The organism is Streptomyces sp. F63 (assembly GCF_018070345.1).
Lineage (GTDB): Bacteria > Actinomycetota > Actinomycetes > Streptomycetales > Streptomycetaceae > Streptomyces.
In genome coordinates this window covers 1-18,691 of sequence record NZ_JAGPXX010000002.1, presented here as the reverse complement: position 1 = coordinate 18,691, position 18,691 = coordinate 1, and the positions used below count along the sequence as shown (strand labels likewise).

General features: G+C 73.8%; 14 protein-coding genes and 2 tRNA genes. 12 read left to right on the top strand and 4 right to left on the bottom strand.

All coding sequences use genetic code 11. The features are described from left to right. Positions 1-4 precede the first annotated feature (4 nt). From KBZ10_RS02340 to KBZ10_RS02315, 6 genes are all read left to right on the top strand, one after another. On the top strand, positions 5-1,786 hold the full coding sequence (locus KBZ10_RS02340; RefSeq protein WP_307847140.1) for a LytR C-terminal domain-containing protein: 1,782 nt from the start codon (positions 5-7) through the stop codon (positions 1,784-1,786). A gap of 141 nt (positions 1,787-1,927) precedes the next feature. Further along, positions 1,928-2,368, top strand: coding sequence for a ribosome silencing factor (gene rsfS, locus KBZ10_RS02335; RefSeq protein ID WP_210985783.1), 441 nt, complete (start codon positions 1,928-1,930; stop codon positions 2,366-2,368). Then, positions 2,365-3,018 carry a histidine phosphatase family protein gene (locus KBZ10_RS02330; protein WP_210986054.1) on the top strand — a complete coding sequence of 218 codons (654 nt, stop codon included), beginning with the start codon at positions 2,365-2,367 and terminating at the stop codon, positions 3,016-3,018. The genes rsfS and KBZ10_RS02330 overlap by 4 nt, the downstream gene beginning before the upstream one ends. Before the next feature lie 113 nt (positions 3,019-3,131). Next, a tRNA-Ala gene (locus KBZ10_RS02325) sits at positions 3,132-3,204 on the top strand. 159 nt (positions 3,205-3,363) lie between these two features. After that, complete coding sequence (locus tag KBZ10_RS02320) at positions 3,364-3,525, top strand: hypothetical protein (protein ID WP_210985782.1); 162 nt, start codon at positions 3,364-3,366, stop codon at positions 3,523-3,525. Continuing rightward, a complete protein-coding gene (locus KBZ10_RS02315) occupies positions 3,525-3,758 on the top strand; it encodes a hypothetical protein (protein WP_210985781.1) in 234 nt (77 codons plus the stop codon). The genes KBZ10_RS02320 and KBZ10_RS02315 overlap by 1 nt, the downstream gene beginning before the upstream one ends. Here KBZ10_RS02315 and KBZ10_RS02310 read toward each other — a convergent pair. Continuing rightward, positions 3,737-5,146 (bottom strand): glycosyltransferase 87 family protein, encoded by a 1,410-nt coding sequence (locus KBZ10_RS02310; protein ID WP_374223292.1) that lies wholly within the window; start codon positions 5,144-5,146, stop codon positions 3,737-3,739. The two genes, KBZ10_RS02315 and KBZ10_RS02310, sit on opposite strands and share 22 nt — an antisense overlap. A gap of 186 nt (positions 5,147-5,332) precedes the next feature. Between KBZ10_RS02310 and KBZ10_RS02305 the strand changes: the two genes are divergently transcribed. Further along, positions 5,333-5,405, top strand: a tRNA-Ala gene (locus tag KBZ10_RS02305). 181 nt (positions 5,406-5,586) lie between these two features. On the opposite strand, the gene KBZ10_RS02300 is transcribed toward KBZ10_RS02305, so the two are convergent. Both KBZ10_RS02300 and KBZ10_RS02295 read right to left on the bottom strand, forming a co-directional pair. Then, on the bottom strand, positions 5,587-7,158 hold the full coding sequence (locus KBZ10_RS02300; RefSeq protein ID WP_210986053.1) for an NADH-ubiquinone oxidoreductase-F iron-sulfur binding region domain-containing protein: 1,572 nt from the start codon (positions 7,156-7,158) through the stop codon (positions 5,587-5,589). Next, positions 7,155-8,591: a hypothetical protein gene (locus KBZ10_RS02295; protein ID WP_210985779.1), complete on the bottom strand. Its 1,437-nt coding sequence runs from the start codon at positions 8,589-8,591 to the stop codon at positions 7,155-7,157. Before KBZ10_RS02295 ends, KBZ10_RS02300 begins: the two co-directional genes overlap by 4 nt. Before the next feature lie 342 nt (positions 8,592-8,933). Between KBZ10_RS02295 and leuS the strand changes: the two genes are divergently transcribed. The 5 genes from leuS (at position 8,934) to KBZ10_RS02270 (ending at position 17,942) form a co-directional block, all read left to right on the top strand. After that, positions 8,934-11,840 carry a leucine--tRNA ligase gene (gene leuS / locus KBZ10_RS02290; protein ID WP_210985778.1) on the top strand — a complete coding sequence of 969 codons (2,907 nt, stop codon included), beginning with the start codon at positions 8,934-8,936 and terminating at the stop codon, positions 11,838-11,840. A gap of 172 nt (positions 11,841-12,012) precedes the next feature. Continuing rightward, the gene (locus KBZ10_RS02285; RefSeq protein WP_210985777.1) at positions 12,013-12,789 is read left to right on the top strand and encodes a hypothetical protein; all 777 of its coding nucleotides are present in this window, start codon (positions 12,013-12,015) and stop codon (positions 12,787-12,789) included. 240 nt (positions 12,790-13,029) lie between these two features. Then, positions 13,030-13,878, top strand: coding sequence for a DegV family protein (locus KBZ10_RS02280; protein ID WP_210985776.1), 849 nt, complete (start codon positions 13,030-13,032; stop codon positions 13,876-13,878). Positions 13,879-14,604: 726 nt separating this feature from the next. Continuing rightward, complete coding sequence (locus KBZ10_RS02275) at positions 14,605-15,273, top strand: ComEA family DNA-binding protein (RefSeq protein WP_307847138.1); 669 nt, start codon at positions 14,605-14,607, stop codon at positions 15,271-15,273. Next, positions 15,270-17,942: a ComEC/Rec2 family competence protein gene (locus tag KBZ10_RS02270; RefSeq protein WP_210985774.1), complete on the top strand. Its 2,673-nt coding sequence runs from the start codon at positions 15,270-15,272 to the stop codon at positions 17,940-17,942. Before KBZ10_RS02275 ends, KBZ10_RS02270 begins: the two co-directional genes overlap by 4 nt. A 270-nt stretch (positions 17,943-18,212) precedes the next feature. On the opposite strand, the gene KBZ10_RS02265 is transcribed toward KBZ10_RS02270, so the two are convergent. Next, positions 18,213-18,512, bottom strand: coding sequence for a hypothetical protein (locus KBZ10_RS02265; RefSeq protein ID WP_247701709.1), 300 nt, complete (start codon positions 18,510-18,512; stop codon positions 18,213-18,215). Between the last annotated feature and the right edge of the window lie 179 nt (positions 18,513-18,691).

The window sequence follows — 18,691 nt, the reverse complement described above, 5'->3', positions numbered from 1 at the left end:
ACTGGTGAACGACGCACACTCCGGGCGGTACGGAAGGCCCGAGGACGGCCGGGACCCCTACGTCTACGACCCGTACACCCAGCAGTACTACGACCCTTCCCAGGGCGGCGGCGACCCGGCGCAGGCAGGGCAGGCGCGACGCCCGGACCAGCCGGAACACCCGTACGATCCCTATGGCGCCCCCTACGGCGAGCAGGGCCGGGGCTCCTACGACCCGTACGGATACCAGCAGCCGCAGCAGTACGACGCCTACGGCCGCCCCCACCAGCCGTACCCGGACCCGCGGCAGCAGGGCTACGATTCGGCCGCCTACGGCGCGGCGGGTCCCGGCACCACCGGGCAGCGGCAACAGCATCCGCGGCAGGCGCAGCCGGGGGCGTACGAGAGCCCGTACCCGTACCCGGCGCAGCAGGCCGGGGAGGAGACCTGGGTTCCCCCGCAGCAGACCCGCACCGCGGAGTCCCCGGGCGGCACGGGAGGCACGGGCGGCGGCGCGGTGGGCGGGGAGGACCCCGGTGGTTACCGCACCGAGCAGTTCTCGTTCATCGAGGAGCCCGACGAGGCCGCCGAGGACGTCATCGACTGGCTGAAGTTCGCCGAGACCCGAACCGAGCGGCGCGACGAGCGCAAGCGCAAGGGTCGCAACCGGCTGGTCGCCCTGGTCGTGGTCCTCGTCCTCGCCCTGGCGGGCGGTGCCGGATACCTCTGGTACGCGGGCAAGCTGCCCGGTCTGTCCGGGGCCGGTGCGGGAGCGGAGGCGGCCGGCGGGCCCCAGAAGCGCGACGTGATCATCGTGCATCTGCGGCACACCAAGGACGGCGGCAGCTCCACGGCGCTCCTGGTCGACAACGAGACCACGGGCAAGGGCACCACCCTGCTGCTGCCGAACGCCCTTGCGGTCTCCGCGGAGGGCGGCGGTTCCACGACCCTCGGCTCCTCCGTCGAGGAGGACGGCAACGGCCCCACCCGCGACGCGCTGAACACGCTGCTCGGCTCGGAGATCGAGCACAGCTGGCGGCTCGACACCCCGTATCTGGAGAATCTCGTCGAACTGGTGGGCGGCATCACCGTCGACACCGACGCCGACGTCCCGGGCGAGAAGAAGGGCGAGGAACCCCTCGCGCGGAAGGGGAAGGACGTGAGCCTCGGCGGTCGGGCCGCCGTCGGCTACGCCACCTTGCTGCGCAAGGGCGAGGACCAGACCGACCAGCTCCAGCGCTTCGGCCGGGTCCTGCGGGCCGTGCTGCGGAAAATGCCCGGCGAGGCGGAGATGGCCACCGAGACCGTCCGGTCGCTCAACCAGATCGCCGACCCCTCGCTCACCGAGGCACAGCTCGGCGCCTCCCTGGCCGAGCTGGGGGAGCAGGCCAAGGGCGGCGAGTACGCGACCGAGCTGCTGCCCGTGCGCCCGGACGGCACCCTCGCTCCGGAGACCGCCGACACCGTGGTCAAGGACGTACTCGGCGGCAAGGTCACCAACGCCGACCCGGACGCGGCCCCGAGGATCAGCGTCCGCAACGCCACCGGTGACGACGGCGCCGCCGAGAAGGCGCGGGTCGCCCTGGTCAACGGCGGCTACACCGTCGTGAACGGAGGCAGTGCCGACGCCGCGCAGCAGCTCTCCGAGGTGACGTACACCGGCGCGGACCGGGCGGCGGAGGCCAAGGAGATCGCCGTCACCCTGGGCCTGCCGGAGAGTGCGGTGCAGAAGGGCAAGGGAGCGTCCAACGCCGATGTGACGGTCGTCCTCGGCCGGGACTACCCGGCCGGGGCGGACTCCCCGTAGCGGAGGGCCGCACCCCCGGCCGCGGCCCCGGCGGAGGAGCCGTGCGGCGCCGTCCGCCGGGCGTGCGATCCTGGATACCGGCCGCGGTGCCCCCCGGGGCGCCGCGGCCGGTACTGACGTTCCCCGACCGAAAGCCTGCCTGTGACCGCCACGGACCGCTCCATCGAGCTGATCAACGCCGCCGCCCAGGCGGCCGCCGACAAGCTCGCGCACGACATCATCGCCTACGACGTCAGCGACGTGCTGTCGATCACCGACGCCTTTCTGCTCGCCTCCGCTCCCAACGACCGCCAGGTCAAGGCGATCGTCGACGAGATCGAGGAACGGCTGAACAAGGAGCTGGGCGTGAAGCCCGTGCGCCGCGAGGGCGACCGGGAGGCCCGCTGGGTGCTGCTCGACTACGTCGACATCGTCGTGCACGTCCAGCACAGCGAGGAGCGCGTCTTCTACGCGCTGGAGCGGCTCTGGAAGGACTGCCCGGAGCTGGAGCTGCCCGCCGACGCCGCCGCCACCCGGGGCCGGTCCGAGGAGTACGCGAAGAGCGCGGCCTCCGAGGCCGGGCAGGACGGTGAGCTGAGCTGAACGGCAGCAGCAGCGGCCGCGGCCGCCGGATCATCCTCTGGCGGCACGGTCAGACGGCCTGGAACGTGGAACGCCGCTTCCAGGGGACGACCGACATCGAGCTGACCGGCACCGGCGTCGCCCAGGCCCGCCGGGCCGCCCGGCTGCTGACCGCGCTGGAGCCCCAGGCGATCGTGGCCTCCGACCTCCGGCGCGCCGCCGACACGGCAGCCGAGCTGGCCGTTCTGTGCGGTCTGGAGGTCACCCACGACGCGGGCCTGCGGGAGACCTTCGCCGGCAGCTGGCAGGGGCTGACCCACGAGGAGATCGTCGAGCGCTACGGCGAGCAGTACGCCCGCTGGAAGCGCGGGGAGCCCGTGCGGCGCGGCGGGGGCGAGCTGGAGACCGAGGTGGCCGACCGGGCGGCGCCCGTGGTCATGAGCCACGCCGACAAGCTCGCCGACGGCGGCACGCTCGTCGTCGTCAGCCACGGCGGCACGATCCGCACCACCATCGGCCGTCTGCTCGGCCTGGACTCCCGCCACTGGGAGGCGCTCGGCGGCCTTTCCAACTGCTGCTGGTCCGTGCTGAGCGAGGGCGTGCGGGGCTGGCGGCTCACCGAGCACAACGCCGGAACGCTGCCGGAGCCGGTGCTCGGCGACGACACCTGAGAGGCCGCCGGTGGCGGGCCGGACCGCGGATTTCTCATTCCGGCTGGTCACCGGTTAAGCTTCTGCTCGTTCACAACGCGGCGGCGGAGACCCGGTCGGCGCGTGGCGAGCGCGGGGCTATAGCTCAGTTGGTAGAGCGCCTGCATGGCATGCAGGAGGTCAGGAGTTCAATTCTCCTTAGCTCCACCGCCGTTCGATCCCGTCTTCCCTCCGGGGAGGCGGGATCGTCGCGTTGCGGGAGAAGACGGCAGCGGCAGCGACCGCGGTCGGCGGCCCCGGCGGCCGGGGCGCTGACCCGGCCGGTCCTCCCGTGGCAGAATCGGACGCCGGAAGGGGAGGAGCCTGATGCCGACGAGCACAATCGAGGCGGCCGCCCGCCCTCCCGGCCGTACCGTGACCCTTCTCCACTGCCCCTCCTGCGGGTCGGCCCTGGTGGCCCAGGTGCTCGGGGACAACGGCGGAGTCTCCTACGTCTGCACGGCCTGCGGCCACAGCTGGAGTGACTGATGGGTGCCCACAGCCGGAAATGCGACTGGTGCGGCAGCGGTACGCCCGTCGTGCGGGACATGGAACCGCTGAACTCCGACTACCAGTACTGGTGCGAGGAGTGCGCGCGGGCCCTCATCATCGTCGGCGACCCCATCGAGACCTACCGCGAACTCGACGGCGAGCCCATCTACGGCCGTCTGCTCGACGAATACTGCACGCTGAAACGGTTCTACTCCTTCGCCACCGCCTGAACCCTCCCTGCGCCGGCCGGCACCGCCACGCCGGCGGCGGCCCCGGTGTCCGCCGCCGGCGCCGACCGGCGCCGCAGGGCCCGTATCGCGACCACCGCGGTGAGACCGATGAAGGCCGCGCCGCACAGCGGATAACCGGCCGAGAGCAGCATCTGCCCGCCGTGCTGGCGCAGTTCCGCCCGCTCGCCCGGCGTGTGCGGCACCCACCACAGGGCGTACGAGCAGAAGAGCAGCGCCGTCCCTGCCGCGGCCGCCCGCCACATCCACCGGCCGGAACGGTTCAGCACCTCGGACCCCAGCAGCACCAGCAGGGGGACGCACCACACCCAGTGGTGCGACCAGGAGACCGGGCTCACCAGCAGGGCCGTCATGGCGCAGGCCACGGCGGCCCAGGCGTCCAGCCCCGCCAGCAGCGCCGCCGTCCCGGCGGCCAGGCCGGCGACGGCCACCACCGCGGCGGCCCCGGCCCACCACAGCCCGGGATCGGGGGTGTGCAGTAGCCGGGCGAGCGCCCCGCGCAGCGACTGGTTGGCGGTCTGCTCGACAAGGCCGGGACGGTCCGTGCTGAACACCACCTCCGTCCAGAAGCGCCGTGAGTCGCGCGGCAGCGCCACCGCGGCCAGCAGGGCGGTCCCGAGGAACGCGGCACCCGCCGTCAGCGACTGCCTCAGCAAGGGATTCCAGAAGCCCGTCCGGCCGGTCCCGCCCACCGCCCCGGCCCCCCGTCCGCGCAGCCGCTGCCGGCCCTTGACGATGCCCGCCACCGCCAGCAGCACCGCGAACAGCGCGGGTGTCAGCTTGAGCCCCGCCGCGATCCCTATACCGAGACCGGCCCAGCGATAGCCGGCGTCCCCGGGCCGCCGGGAGAGGTCCCACAGCACCAGCACCGCCAGCAGCAGGTTTATCTGGCCGTAGCGCAGCGTCGTCCAGACCGGCTCGCACCAGACCGCGGCGCCGGCCACGGCGAGCGTCGCCGCCGGGCGGGGCCACCACAGCGGGCGGCCCACCAGCCGCAGTGCGAGATGGACGAGCACCACCAGCAGCACCAGATTCCCCGCGGTCGCCAGGGTCCGCATCTCGTCCACCCCGAGGAGGGTGAGCGGTATGAACAGGAGCGCGGCGAACGGCGGATAGGTGTTGGGCAGCCGCGCCTCGGTGGCCCGCATGGCGTACAGGTCCGCACCGGCGCGCGCGGCCCAGCCCTCGGCCCGGTAGACCATGAGGTCGAGCATCGTGACGTTCGCGAGGCGCTGAGCGCACCAGAACACCGCGAAGGAGAGGAGGCAGCACGCGAGAGCGGTGGACAGCGGACGCCCCCGGATCAGTTCACGCGTCGCCGGGGAGAGGGACGGGGCGAGGGCCGTGTCGGCAGACTCCGTAGCGCTCACGCTGCGGGGCTCCAGTCGGGTCGGGGACGGACCCGGCTGTGCTCCGGGTGCGGGGACCGATGCTAACCAGACGGCTACCCCGGTGACGCCCGGCCGGTGATCCGGCCGCGGCCAATGATTTGGCGCTGAGCGGTGGAGTCCGTGTAATGTTGGCGCAGCCGCCACGGGGAACCGGGGCGGAGGCACGGGGCTATAGCTCAGTTGGTAGAGCGCCTGCATGGCATGCAGGAGGTCAGGAGTTCAATTCTCCTTAGCTCCACAATGAACAGAGCGGGCCGTCCGATCGGACGGCCCGCTCTGGTGTTCTTGCTCCCCCTCCCGCGTCGTCCCAGCCGCTTCTCCCCACCCCCCGGTGGGGCGTGCGGGCCACTGGAGCGCGGTGCCCCGCACGCGTCGGCGCGACGCGTGCGGGGCACCGGCGGCGGCCGTGCGCGACCGGGTCATCCGCCGCCGCGGGGAAGCGCCTTGCGGCCGCCGGAGGACGGCAGGGAGTTGCGCGGCGCCGGGGCCTCCTCCAGGCGCAGCGCCAGCTCGGGACAGCGGCGGACGGCCCGCTGCGCTTCGCCCTGCAGATGCAGCGGTACGGGGGTGTCGGCCAGCACCGGGTAGCCGTCCGGCCCCTGCCGGACCAGCTCGGGGAGCACCCCGACACAGATCAACTGGCCCTTGCAGAGGGTCCAGTCCACCATCAGCTTCTGACCGCTGGGGATGCCTTCCTCCTGGTAGCCGGGCGACGGGAGCGGCAGCACGCCATGGGTGGGCCGGCCGCAGCCGCCCTGGAGCGCGTGCGCCGCGAGGTCGTCGGTGAAGGCGCTCAGCGAGGAGGTGAGGAACCGTACGGAGCCGTCCGGGTGCGCACAGGCACCGCGGCCCTTGACCGACTGGGTGACCTGCCGGAGCGCCTCCAGGGCCGTACGGCCGCCGCCGCCCAGCACCTCGGCGAGCCCGGCCGCCGCGGCGGGGAGACCGAGCTTGCAGGGGCCGCACTGGCCCGCCGTCTCGGCGGCCAGCCAGTTGGCGACCCGCAGGCACTCGCCCAGCGGGCAGGTGTCCGGGCTCAGCGGGAGCAGCGCGCCGGCGCCGAGCGCGCCGCCCGCCGCGTCCATGGACGCCCGGGAGATGGTGGCGCCGTGCGCCGACATCCCGTCCATCCACTTGCCGTGGTAGCCGCCGGACAGCACGCCCTGCGGCATTGGCGGTGCCCCGGCCAGCTCCAGCACGTACCGCAGCGGCACCCCGCTGGGCACCTCCATGACCAGCGGCCGCGGCACGGAACCGGAGACCGTGAGCATGACGGTGCCGGGCTCGGTGCTCAGGCCGATGCTGCCGTAGCGGTCGGCGCCGAGCCGTGCGGCCACGGCGAGCTGGGCGAACGTCTCGCAGTTGGACAGCAGCGTGGGCGCGTTGGCCACACCCGAGTCGGAGGCGCGGACCTTGCGGCCCGGCGGCAGCGACGGCCCCCCGTTCGCCGCCCGGATCACCGCCGAGGACTCACCGGACACCATGCGCTCGGGCGTGCGCACGACCCGCGCGCGCAGCGGCTGGCCGCGGCGGTCCGAGAGCCCTCGCTCGGCCAGGGCCTGCCGCATGGACGACTCGGTGGAGTCGCGGGTGACGGCGATGACGAGGGTGCGCGCGCCCAGCGCCTCGGCCGCCAGCAGGGCCCCGTCCAGCGGCAGATGGGGGGCCCGGTTCATGAGCAGGGTGTCCTTGCGGCAATTGGGTTCCCCCTCGCTGCCGTTGATGACGACGACGGGGCGGACCCCGCGGCGTATCGCGGACTTGGCCACCGCCCGCAGCTTCTTGCCGAAGGGGAAGCCGGCACCGCCCTTGCCCTTCAGCGAGATGAGCTCGGCCAGTTCGGCCAGGCGCTCGCCGGGCATGGGCTGGAGTGGCCCGTGCACCTTCAGGTGCATGTCGAGATCCAGGCGGCGGGCGAGGTCCAGGCCGGCGGTCAGCTGGGGGACTCCCACGACCCGGAGATCGAGTACGTCGGGCAGCTCGGCGTTTATGGTCGGCCTCCTGCGGTCTCTTGCCAGGGTTCACCGGGCGGGGGCGGATACGAGAATCCGGTCGAGGTGTCGGTCAGCGGGTCCGGCTGAGGCGCGGGCCTGATGTTCTCGGCCGGTGCCGGCGGCGGCGGGGACGGCGTCGGCCAGCGCTCGGATGATGCCAGATGCGTCACCCCGGGGAACGGTTCGGTCAGCGGATCGCGCAGCGGGTCCGGACCGCGGCCCGCCAGCGGGTCCCCCGTCCGGCGGGGGAAGGCTTCCGCGGACGGGTCCCCCTGGCCCGTCACGGAGCCGGTCAGCGGCTCACCCGCCACGCCGTTCGCCCCGCTGTATCCGCCGTATCCGCCGTATCCGCCGTATCCCGCGTACCCGCCCGTGCCGTCACCGGATTCCGCGAAGGTCGGCATCTGCCGGGTGGGAGCCTCGGCGAAGCCCTGGCCGCCCGGCGCGGGCCCCGACAGGGGATCCCCCCGCCCGCCGGACGTCTGGTCGGACGACATCGCGCGGTACCCCGCCGACAGGCCTGATCCCAGGCTGCTGCCGATCGGCACCGCCCGGGTCGAGTCGAGCGGCGGCCGCATCTCGTCGCGGCCGCCGGCGGAGGCGGACGCGGACGCGGACGCCGCCGCGCCGCGGGGCCGGAACCCCGCACCGGGCAGCGGGGACACCGAGGTGTCGCGGCGGGCGCCTTCCTCGGCCGCCGCGGCGGGCCGGTGCCCGGCGGCGTCCGGCTGCATCACCGACAGCACCAGTTGCGCGATCCGCCGGCGCTGCGGCTGGGGCAGCAGCCGCGCCGCCACCGCCAGCCCCACGGCCAGCAGGGACAGTCCGTACATGGCGGTCACCCAGCCCGCGGCGGGACGCCCCGCGTACAGGCCGTGCATCACGGCGAAGCACCAGGACGGGTAGGCCACGGCGTGGATGGCCCGCCAGCGGCCCGCGACCTCCCTGTTGGGCACGAAGGTGCTGCGCAGCGCGCCGGTGGAACCCGCGACCACCATCAGGTAGGCGGCCATCGAGCCCATGCCGATCAGGCCGCCCGCGCCGGTGATGCCCAGGCTGAAGGGCACCAGGGCGGCGATCAGGGGAGCGTGGTCCAGCGAGACCTTGACCGCGACGTGCACCACCAGGAAGCCGAGCGAGGCGACGGCGACGGCACGGTGGACCCCCTGCGCCAGCAGCCGGTCCCGCGGGTTCAGCAGCAGCCGGTGGGCCGCGATCAGCCCCCAGACCACGGACGCGGTGAGCGTGAGAAGCGAGAGGACGCCGGCACCGAAGTCCAGGAAGGCACGGAAGCGGTCGCCCGTGGCCAGGGCCAGGATGAGCGGGATGACGAGCAGGAGCGCGACCGACGCGGCGAAGACCTTCGTCTGCGACGCGGCCGGTTTGGGGATGGAGGGCATGTTCCGTGGAACCTTGCGATGAGGTTTCATGCGAGGCGACTCCTGTGACGCGAGGAAGGGGTCCCGGCTCCGCATGCTAGGTGGCCTGTCGGGCAACGTCCGGGCGTATGGATATTTGCTCGAACGACCAATACGGACCGGCGGCGCCCGGCGTTCAATCCCGGCTCGGTGCGTTGGCTGTGACGGCTGCGGTACCCTGACACGCATGCGTGCCGTACGCCTTCTGCTTAGCGAGCCGCGCTGATCAGTCCCGGCCGGTGGAAAGAACCACCGGGCCGGAATCGGCGCGGCGTCCCCTCCTGTGCGAGGGGTTTTTCCATTTCCGGAACGTGCCTCGCAGAGGGCAGAGACGATCGATGGAGCTTTGAGACGATGAGCGACACCCATTCCGCCCCCGGGCCGGCCGCGGCGCCCTTCCGGTACGAGGCGGCCCTGGCAGCCGACATCGAGGCACGCTGGCAGGACTTCTGGGACGCCGAGGGCGTCTACGAGGCCCCCAACCCGACCGGCGACCTGGCCGCGGACGGTGGCTCCGGTGCGGTCGACCGGCCGAAGAAATACATCATGGACATGTTCCCGTACCCCTCCGGGGCGGGACTGCACGTGGGCCATCCGCTGGGCTACATCGCCACCGACGTCTACGCCCGCTTCAGCCGGATGACCGGCCACAACGTCCTGCACACCCTGGGCTTCGACGCCTTCGGGCTGCCCGCCGAGCAGTACGCCGTGCAGACCGGCACGCACCCGCGCGCCAGCACCGAGGCGAACATCGAGAACATGAAGGCCCAGCTGCGCCGGCTGGGCCTGGGCCACGACACGCGCCGGTCGTTCGCCACGATCGACCCGGACTACTACAAGTGGACCCAGTGGATCTTCCTGCAGATCTTCAACTCCTGGTACGACGAGGCGGCGGACAAGGCCCGGCCGATCGCCACCCTGATCGAGCAGTTCGAGAGCGGGGAGCGGGAGACCCCGGCCGGATGGCGCCCCTGGGGCGAGCTGGACGCGGCCGGACGAGCCGGTCTGCTGGGCGAGTACCGGCTGGCGTACGCCTCCGACGCGCCGGTGAACTGGTGCCCCGGCCTGGGCACCGTGCTGGCCAACGAGGAGGTCACCGCGGAGGGCCGCTCCGAGCGCGGCAACTTCCCCGTCTTCAAGGCGAAGCTGCGCCAGTGGAACATGCGCATCACGGCCTATGCCGACCGGCTGCTGGACGACCTGGAGGCACTGGACTGGCCGGAGGCCATCAAGCTGCAGCAGCGCAACTGGATCGGCCGCAGCGAGGGAGCCCGTGTCGACTTCCCGGTGCGCACGGCCGCCGGCGGTGAGCGCGCGGTCACCGTGTTCACGACCCGGCAGGACACCCTGTTCGGTGCCACCTACATGGTGCTGGCCCCGGAGCACGAGCTGGTTTCCGGGGAGGACTCGATCGTTCCGGCCGCCTGGCCGGAGGGCACCCACGCCGTCTGGACCGGCGGGCACGCGACCCCGGCCGAGGCCGTCGCCGAGTACCGCAAGCAGGCCGCGTCGAAATCGGACGTCGAACGGCAGGCGGAGGCCAAGGAGAAGACCGGTGTCTTCACCGGCGCGTACGCGGTCAACCCGGTCAGCGGCGAGCGCGTCCCCGTGTTCATCGCCGACTACGTGCTGATGGGGTACGGCACCGGCGCCATCATGGCCGTGCCGGCGCACGACAGCCGTGACTTCGCCTTCGCGCGCGCTTTCGAGCTGCCGATGCGCTGCGTCGTTGAGCCGTCCGACGGCCGCGGTACCGACCCGGCCGACTGGGACGACGCCTTCGCCTCCTACGACGCGCAGATCGTCAACTCCGCCGGCGACGGCCTGTCGCTGGACGGTCTGACCGTCACCGAGGCCAAGGCGCGGATCACCGACTGGCTGACCGAGCGCGGCATCGGCGAGGGCACCGTCAACTTCCGTCTGCGCGACTGGCTGTTCAGCCGCCAGCGCTACTGGGGCGAGCCCTTCCCCATCGTCTACGACGAGGACGGCGTCGCCCATCCGCTGCCCGAGTCGATGCTGCCGCTGGAACTGCCGGAGGTCGACGACTACTCCCCGCGCACCTTCGACCCGGACGACGCCGACACCTCCCCGGAGACCCCGCTGTCCCGGAACGAGGAGTGGGTGAACGTGCGGCTGGACCTGGGCGACGGGCGCGGACCGCGAATGTACCGGCGCGAGACCAACACCATGCCCAACTGGGCCGGTTCCTGCTGGTACGAGCTGCGCTACCTGGACCCGCACAACAGCGAGAAGCTGGTCGACCCCGAGATCGAGCGTTACTGGATGGGGCCGCGCGCAGGGCAGCCGCACGGCGGTGTGGACCTGTACGTGGGCGGCGCGGAACACGCCGTGCTGCACCTGCTGTACGCCCGCTTCTGGTCCAAGGTGCTGTACGACCTGGGGTACGTGTCCTCCGCCGAGCCGTTCCACAAGCTGTACAACCAGGGCATGATCCAGGCCTACGTCTACCGGGACAGCCGTGGCATCGCGGTCCCGGCGGCCGAGGTCGAGGAGCGCGACGGCGCCTACTGGTACGGGGGCGAGAAGGTCACCCGGCTGCTGGGCAAGATGGGCAAGTCGCTGAAGAACGCGGTCACGCCCGACGAGATCTGCGCCGAGTACGGGGCGGACACCCTGCGCCTGTACGAGATGGCGATGGGCCCGCTGGACGTCTCCCGGCCCTGGGACACCCGCGCGGTCGTCGGCCAGTACCGGCTGCTGCAGCGTCTGTGGCGCAACGTCGTGGATGAGAACACCGGCGAGGTGACCGTCACCGACGCCGAACCCGGCGAGGCCGCCCTGCGCGCCCTGCACAAGGCGATCGACGGCGTCACCCAGGACATGGCCGCGCTGCGCTTCAACACGGCCATCGCCAAGGTCACCGAGCTGAACAACCATTTGACCAAGGCGGGCGGCCCGGTGCCCCGGACGGTGGCCGAGCGGCTGGTGCTGCTGGTCGCGCCGCTGGCTCCGCACATCGCCGAGGAGCTGTGGCACCGGCTGGGCCACACCGCCTCCGTCGTCCACGAGCCCTTCCCGGTCGCCGACCCGGCCTACGTCCAGGACGAGACCGTCACCTGCGTGGTGCAGGTGAAGGGGAAGGTCAAGGCGCGGCTGGAGGTGGCGCCGTCCATCGACGAGGGCGAACTGGAGGCGCTGGCACTGGCGCAGGACGCGGTCCGTGCCGCGCTGGGCGGCGCGGACATCCGCAAGGTGATCGTGCGGGCACCGAAGCTGGTCAACATCGTCCCGGCGTGACCCCTGCCCGTAGGGGTCTCTCAGGGTTTTTCCCGGGCGGGCCGGGGGTTCGCACGCACCCCCCGGCCCGCCCGGGGCGTTTACCGTAGGAGGGAGGGACGCGCTGTCCCTCGGTGCGGACGACGGTTCCGGGCACCGCGCACCGGCACACGGAAGACTGCGAGGAGCGTTCATGGAAGCCGCGATTCTGGTGGTGGTCCTTTTCTTCGTGCTCTTCGTCGCAACCGGGGTCTACGCGACGGCCAAGGCCGTGGGGGCCGCCAAGCGCGGTGTCGACCGCACGGTCGCCCAGGCCCGCCGAACGGTCGAGGACACCACGCTCAGGGCCCGGCAGTTGACTCTGCCCGGGGCGGCGGGCGAAGTGGCCCAGTTGCGCCTCTCGCTCCGCACCTCCATGCGCGCCACCCAGGAGACCCTGCGGGCGGCCGCGCCGGAGGACGCGTCGCTCGGCGAGGCACTGAGCCTGTTCGACCGCCTCAGCGCGCACGGCAGGGAACTGGACGCCGAACTGAAGCGGCTGGAGAGCGAGCCCGACCGGAGCCGGGTCGCCACACGCCTTCCCGGACTGCGGGAACGCACCGAGCGGATCGTGCACTCCGCGGATTCACTGCGCTGGGCCGCACAGGACCGCGCCCGTCAGTTCGCCGACGACGACCTGGGCGATCTCACCGGACAGATCCAGATGGAGGCGGGCGCACTGCGGCACTGGACGCCGACAGAGACGCCGACAGAGACACCGACAGAGACGCCGGCCGGGACATCGACGGGGACGCGGGCCGGCGGCGCCGACGCGGTGGAGGCCGCGGATCCGGCAGGACCGGAGGCGCAGCCCGGACAGGCCGGAGCGCAGGAGGCCCCGCGGACACCGCCCGCCCTCACGGCCCGCGAGCCCCGGCTGCGCACCGGTTTTCCCTGGGAGAAGACCCGGCGCCCCGAGAGCACCACATGAGCCGTCCCCGCGGCGGCGCGTGCTGCGTGCCCCCGGCGGCAGTCCCAGCCGCGGCTGTCCGGCAGGCGGCGGCCGTACGGCCGCCGCCCGAACCGGTGCCGTCCGACCGGTGTGTGCCGGTCCCGCGTATTCCGGCGCCGGGCCTGCCGGCGCGGTATCCGTCCGTTCCGGCCGGGACCGGAGACCCGCAGATCGCCCCCGCGCTGTCCGCGCCCGTCATCCCCGGATAACCTCCCCTTCATGTCCCGCCATGTCGCGATCGTCACCGATTCCACGGCCTATCTGCCACCGCAGGCGATGGAACGGCACGCCATCAGGGCCGTACCGCTGACCGTGGTGCTCGGTGACCGGGCCCTGGAGGAGGGCACCGAGGTCTCCGCGCGGTCCGTTGCCCAGGCGCTGCAACACCGGACACCGGTGACCACATCCCGGCCCAGCCCGGAGGTGTTCGCCGCCACCTATCGCGAGGTGGCCGCGGCCGGGGCGCCGGGCATCGTGTCCCTCCACCTGTCGGCGGAGATGTCCGGCACGTACGACGCGGCTGTGCTCGCCGCACGGGAGGCGCCGGTCCCGGTACGGGTCGTGGACACCGGCATGGTGGCGATGGCCCTCGGTTTCTGCGCGCTGACCGCTGCGGAGACCGCCGAGGCAGGGGGCAGTCTGGACGAGGCGGTGGCCGCGGCCGAGAAGCGCGCGGAGGACACCGCGGCCTACTTCTATGTGGACACCCTCGACTATCTGCGGCGCGGCGGCCGGATCGGCGCCGCGCAGGCTCTTCTCGGCTCGGCACTGGCGGTGAAGCCGCTGCTGAGACTGGGCGGCGGGCGGATCGAGCCGCTGGAGAAGGTGCGCACGGCGTCGAAGGCCATCGCCCGGCTGGAGGAGATCGTGGTGGAGCGGGCCGCCGCGGGGCCGGTGGACATCGCGGTGCACCATCTCGCGGCGGCGGAGCGGGCTGAAGCCCTGGCGGCACGGTTGCGGACGCGGGTGCCCGGGCTGGCCGAACTCCTGGTCAGCGAGGTCGGTGCGGTGATCGGCGCCCACACCGGGCCGGGGCTCCTGGGCGTGGTGGTGTCTCCGCGGATCTGACCGCGGCCCGGCGGTGCCGCGGCCGGACGCCGCCGCGGGACGGGGGAGTGGGGACTCGGTCGCGGGAACGACTTCCTGCTCCGCCGGCGGAAGGGGTGCGCCGTGCAGTCCGGCGGGCACGGCGACCGGACCACCGGGCGGCCGGATGCGGAGGACTCGGGAGAAGCGCATCAGAAGGGTGCGTGGACGGGGGATCGGCACGGCGAGAAGACGAAAACGGGTCATGCCCCGCAGTGAAGCGGCAGCGGGGCCGAGTTGGTGGCCCAGAGGCGGACATTCATCCGAAACGGGCACGGAGTTTTCCACAACCGGCGAGTTATCCACGGCATTTCCGGTATTTCCGCCGAGCGCGGCCAGTCGTCCTACCGTCGCCGCATGGACATCCGAACACACTCCGTGACGACCGCGTCGGGTCCCGGCCGTGGTGCCACGCGGGGGCCCGGGAGGCCCCGGGCGGACCGCCGCGTCCGGCGCCGGCACCGGGCTCCTCGTGCGGTACCCGTGTACGGGCGGGACGCACCAGGCGGGACGAGGGCGCGTGCGACGGCTCTCTTCGGCGGCCTTCCGGCCCGTCAGCCGGTCGTCCCGGAACCGGAGCCGCCGGCCGAACCCGCGCCCACACCGCTGAGCGATCCGGAATCGCGGGGGCGGAGGAGTACGGAGGCGCGTCCGCTGCCGTGGCACTCCCGATGGCGGCTCGCCCTCGGCGAACGGCTGCCGCTGTGGGTGAGTCTGCGCTGCGGGGCGGAGCCGAGGACTCTTGCCGCGCTCGCCGTCGTCCTCGTGGTCGCGGTCGGATTCGCGGCCCACCATTTCTGGACCGGACGGCCCGCCACCGTGCGGGTGCCGGCGGCCGAGCCGGCCGGCGCGGCCGGTCCCGCGGCGCTGCCCGAGGCCACGGACCCGGCCCCGCCCGCTTCGGTTCCCGGGCCCGTCCGGCCGGGCGGGGACCGCGCCGTCGTGGTGGACGTGGCGGGCAAGGTCCGCAAGCCCGGGATTCGCCGGCTCCCCGCGGGATCGCGGGTCGCGGACGCGCTCGAAGCGGCCGGTGGTGTCCGTCCGGGCACGGACACCACCGGGCTCAACCGGGCGCGCGTCCTGACCGATGGTGAGCAGATCGTGGTGGGCGGCCCCGCGGCCGCGCCCGGCACCGGCGGGGCAGCGGCGGGCGCGCCCGGTCCGGCGGCCGGGGGAGCTGCCGCCGGACCGGTCAGTCTCAGCACCGCCACACTCGAGCAGTTGGACGGCCTCCCCGGTGTCGGGCCGGTTCTGGCCCGGCGCATCCTCGAACACCGCGACCGTCAGGGAGGGTTCGCATCCGTCGACCAGCTTCGCGAGGTCAACGGGATCGGCGACCGCCGATTCGCGGACATCCAGCCCCTGGTGCGGCCATGAGGGGGGCGCCCGCACCCGCCGCCGCTCCCGGCCGGAGGCTTGACTCCGCGACCCCGCGCCCGGAGGGCCCGGATCTGCGCTTGCTGCCCTGTGCGCTGGCCGCGTGGGCTGCTGCCGCCGTGGCGGTCGGCGTCCAGCCGGTCGCGGCCGCGGGCGGCGCGGTCTGCTGTGCGGTGGCGGGGCTGGTGGTGTTGCACGCGGCTCTCACCCGTGGCCGGACGGAGGACCCCGGCGGGGGCCGGACCGCCGGCCGGACGGCCGGGGAACCGCCCGGTACGGAGCCGGGGCCGGCCGTGCGGCGCCGGGGGAGCACAGGCATCGCGCTGGCGACGGCCCTCTTCTGTGCGGCGGCCGCGGCCGGTTCGGGGGCGCTCCACGCCGCCGATCTGCACCGGGGACCGCTGCCCGGCCTGGCACGGCAATCGGCGAAGATCACGGCCGAGGTGACGGTCACCGGTGATCCGCGGCTCACCCGCCCGCGGGTGCACGGTCCGCGGAGCGGCCCACCCGCCGTGGTGCTCACGGCCGAGGCCCGGCGGGTCACGGCCGCGGACGGCACGGCCACCGAGGTCCGCACACCGGTGCTCGTCATCATCCCGCTCCGGGCCGTTCCCGGAGGAGCCGAGGGCGAGCGGCGCCCGGGGGCGCGCGAGCGGGCGGCGTGGCTGCGGCTGCTGCCGTCCACCCGGCTGCGGCTGGAGGCGCGTGCCGTGCCCTCCCGGGGCGGGGGAGACCGGGTGGCCGCCGTGCTGCGGGGCACCGGCAAGGGGCCGCCGGTGGTGGTGCGGGGACCGACCGCCGTGCAGCGGGCGGCCGGAGGGCTGCGGGCGGGGCTCCGGGAGGCGTCCGGCGGGCTTCCGGCCGACGCGCGGGCGCTGCTCCCCGGGCTCGTGGTGGGTGACACCTCGCGGGTACCGCCCGAACTCGACCGGGCGTTCCACGCCACCGATCTGGTGCATCTGCTGTCCGTGAGCGGTGCCAACCTCACGATCGTGCTGGCTCTGCTGATCGGGCCCCCGCATCTGGCCATCCGGGCCGAACGGCGCGGACTGGCCCCCCGGTTCGGGATCCCGCTGCGCGGTACGGCGCTGCTCGGCGGACTGCTCGTCCTGGGCTTCGTCGTCGTGTGCCGGCCGGAGCCGAGTGTGCTGCGGGCCGCCGCCTGCGGTGGGATCGCCCTGCTGGCCATCGCCACCGGCCGGCGGAGATCGCTGCTGCCCGCGCTGGCCGCCGCGGTCCTGTCGCTCGTTCTGTACGACCCGTGGCTCGCCCGCTCGTACGGTTTCCTCCTCTCGGTACTGGCGACCGGCGCGCTGCTGACGCTCGCCCCGCGCTGGAGTGCCGCTCTGCAGCGGCGGCGGGTTCCCGGCAGGGCGGCCGAGGTGCTGGCGGCAGCGGCGGCGGCGCAGGCCGTGTGCGCGCCGGTGGTCGCGGTGCTGGCGGCGCGGGTGAGCCTGGTCGCAATCCCGTGCAATCTGCTTGCCGAACTGGCCGTGGCCCCGGCCACGGTGCTCGGTTTCGCCGCGCTCGCGGCCGCCCCGTTGGCGATGCCCGCCGCCGAGACACTGGCCTGGCTCGCCGGGTGGCCGGTGGAGTGGATCGCGGCCGTGGCCCGCACCGGGGCGGCGCTGCCGGGCGCGGAGCTGCACTGGCCGGGCGGCTGGACCGGTGGGCTGCTGCTTGCCGCCGTCACGGCGCTGCTGGTGTCCTTGGTCCCGCGGCTGGTGCGCCACCCGTGGCTCTGCGCGGGCTGTGCGCTGGTCCTGCTGACGGCCGTACTGCGCCCGGGGCCGCTGCCGAGGTTCGTCACCGGCTGGCCCCCGCCGGGGTGGCGGCTCGCCGTCTGCGACGTGGGCCAGGGGGAAGCCCTGGTGCTCCCGGCGGGCGGGGGCAGGGCCCTGGTCGTGGACGCGGGACCGGAGCCGGAGGCGGTGGACCGCTGTCTGCGGAGCCTCGGCGTCCGGCGCATCCCGCTCCTGGTCCTGACCCACTTCCACGCGGACCACGTGGCCGGCCTGCCCGGTCTGCTGCGGGGCCGCTCGGTCGGTGCCATCGAGACCACGACGCTCGACGACCCCGCGGACCAGGCCGCGTTCGTGCGGCGGACCGCGGCCGCCGCAGGTGTGCGGGTACTGCGGAGCGTGCCGGGGCCGCGCCGGCTGGGCCCGATCGCCTGGCAGGTGCTCTGGCCGCTGCCGGGCCTGGTGGCGGAGGGCGCCAATGACGCCAGTGTCACGATGCTGGTCCGGACCGGAGGGCTGACCATGCTGCTGCTCGGTGATCTGGAACCGCCGGCCCAGCAGCGCCTGGCGCTGTCGTCCGAACTGCCGCCCGTCGACATCCTGAAGGTCGCCCACCACGGATCCGCCTACCAGGACCCGGGGCTGCTCAGCCGTCTGCGGCCCCGGATCGCCCTCATCTCCTGTGGCGCGGACAACGACTACGGGCACCCGGCCCCGCGCACGCTGAGGGCCCTCCGGGCCGGGGGCGCGGTGGTGCTGCGGACGGACACGCACGGGGCGATCGCGGTGACCGGTCCGCCCGCCAGGCCGGGTGCCGCCGTCACGGCAGGCAGAGCGCGTCCGGCAGGGAGCGGCGGTCGACGCGGGGCACGAGGGCGTGGGCGCGCAAGGGGTTCCTGGCGGTGTCGCTGTGCGGATAGGTCATGAAGCCGGCGGTGAGTCCGCCGTCCCGGGAAATGCCGCAGGTGGGTGGCGCCGATGCCGGCCGCGGCCAGGAGGATCCCGGTCTCGGGCACTCTCACAGCGGAACCTCGCGGGGGACGGTCGGACCGGCGTGAGCACGGTACGGACGGTCAGCGGGGCCGGAGACGGATTACCGGGCCCGTCACGCACCGTTCACCGGACGGCTGTTCGGGATGGTCCGTTCCTCCGCGCCCGCCCCGGTCCGGCCCCCTCCGGCCCTCCCGCGTGCCGGTGTCACGCGGACTCGAGCCAGCCGTCGTATTCCGCCGCGAGCGCCTCCAGCGCCTTCAGCACCACCGGGTCCCGGCCGGCGGCCGGCTCCTCGATCACGACCAGCCACTGGGCGTCCTCGGCGTCGTCCTCACCGGCGAGCGCCTCGCGTACGATCTCAGGCTCCCTGCCCAGGCCGAAGCGCTCCACCGCCTCGGCGGCCGCTTCCTCGGCCGTGTCCCGGTCGGGCAGTACCAGCAGGCGGTGGACGGCCCCCGTCCCGGCCGGTGCGGGCTCGTCAGGGAGAGGATGTGCTCCGTTCATCCGCACATTGTGCGGCACCGGCGACGGTCACCCGGACCCGCCCGGCCCTGCGGGGGGGTGCCCCTATCTGTTTCGTCAACCCCGGTGGCGTCGGCTTGCGGGGGTTGATCCTGGTTTTCGGGAACGTCCCGCGAAGCGGGATGTTCCCGGCGGATCGGGTGGCTGATGGGCATCCCGTT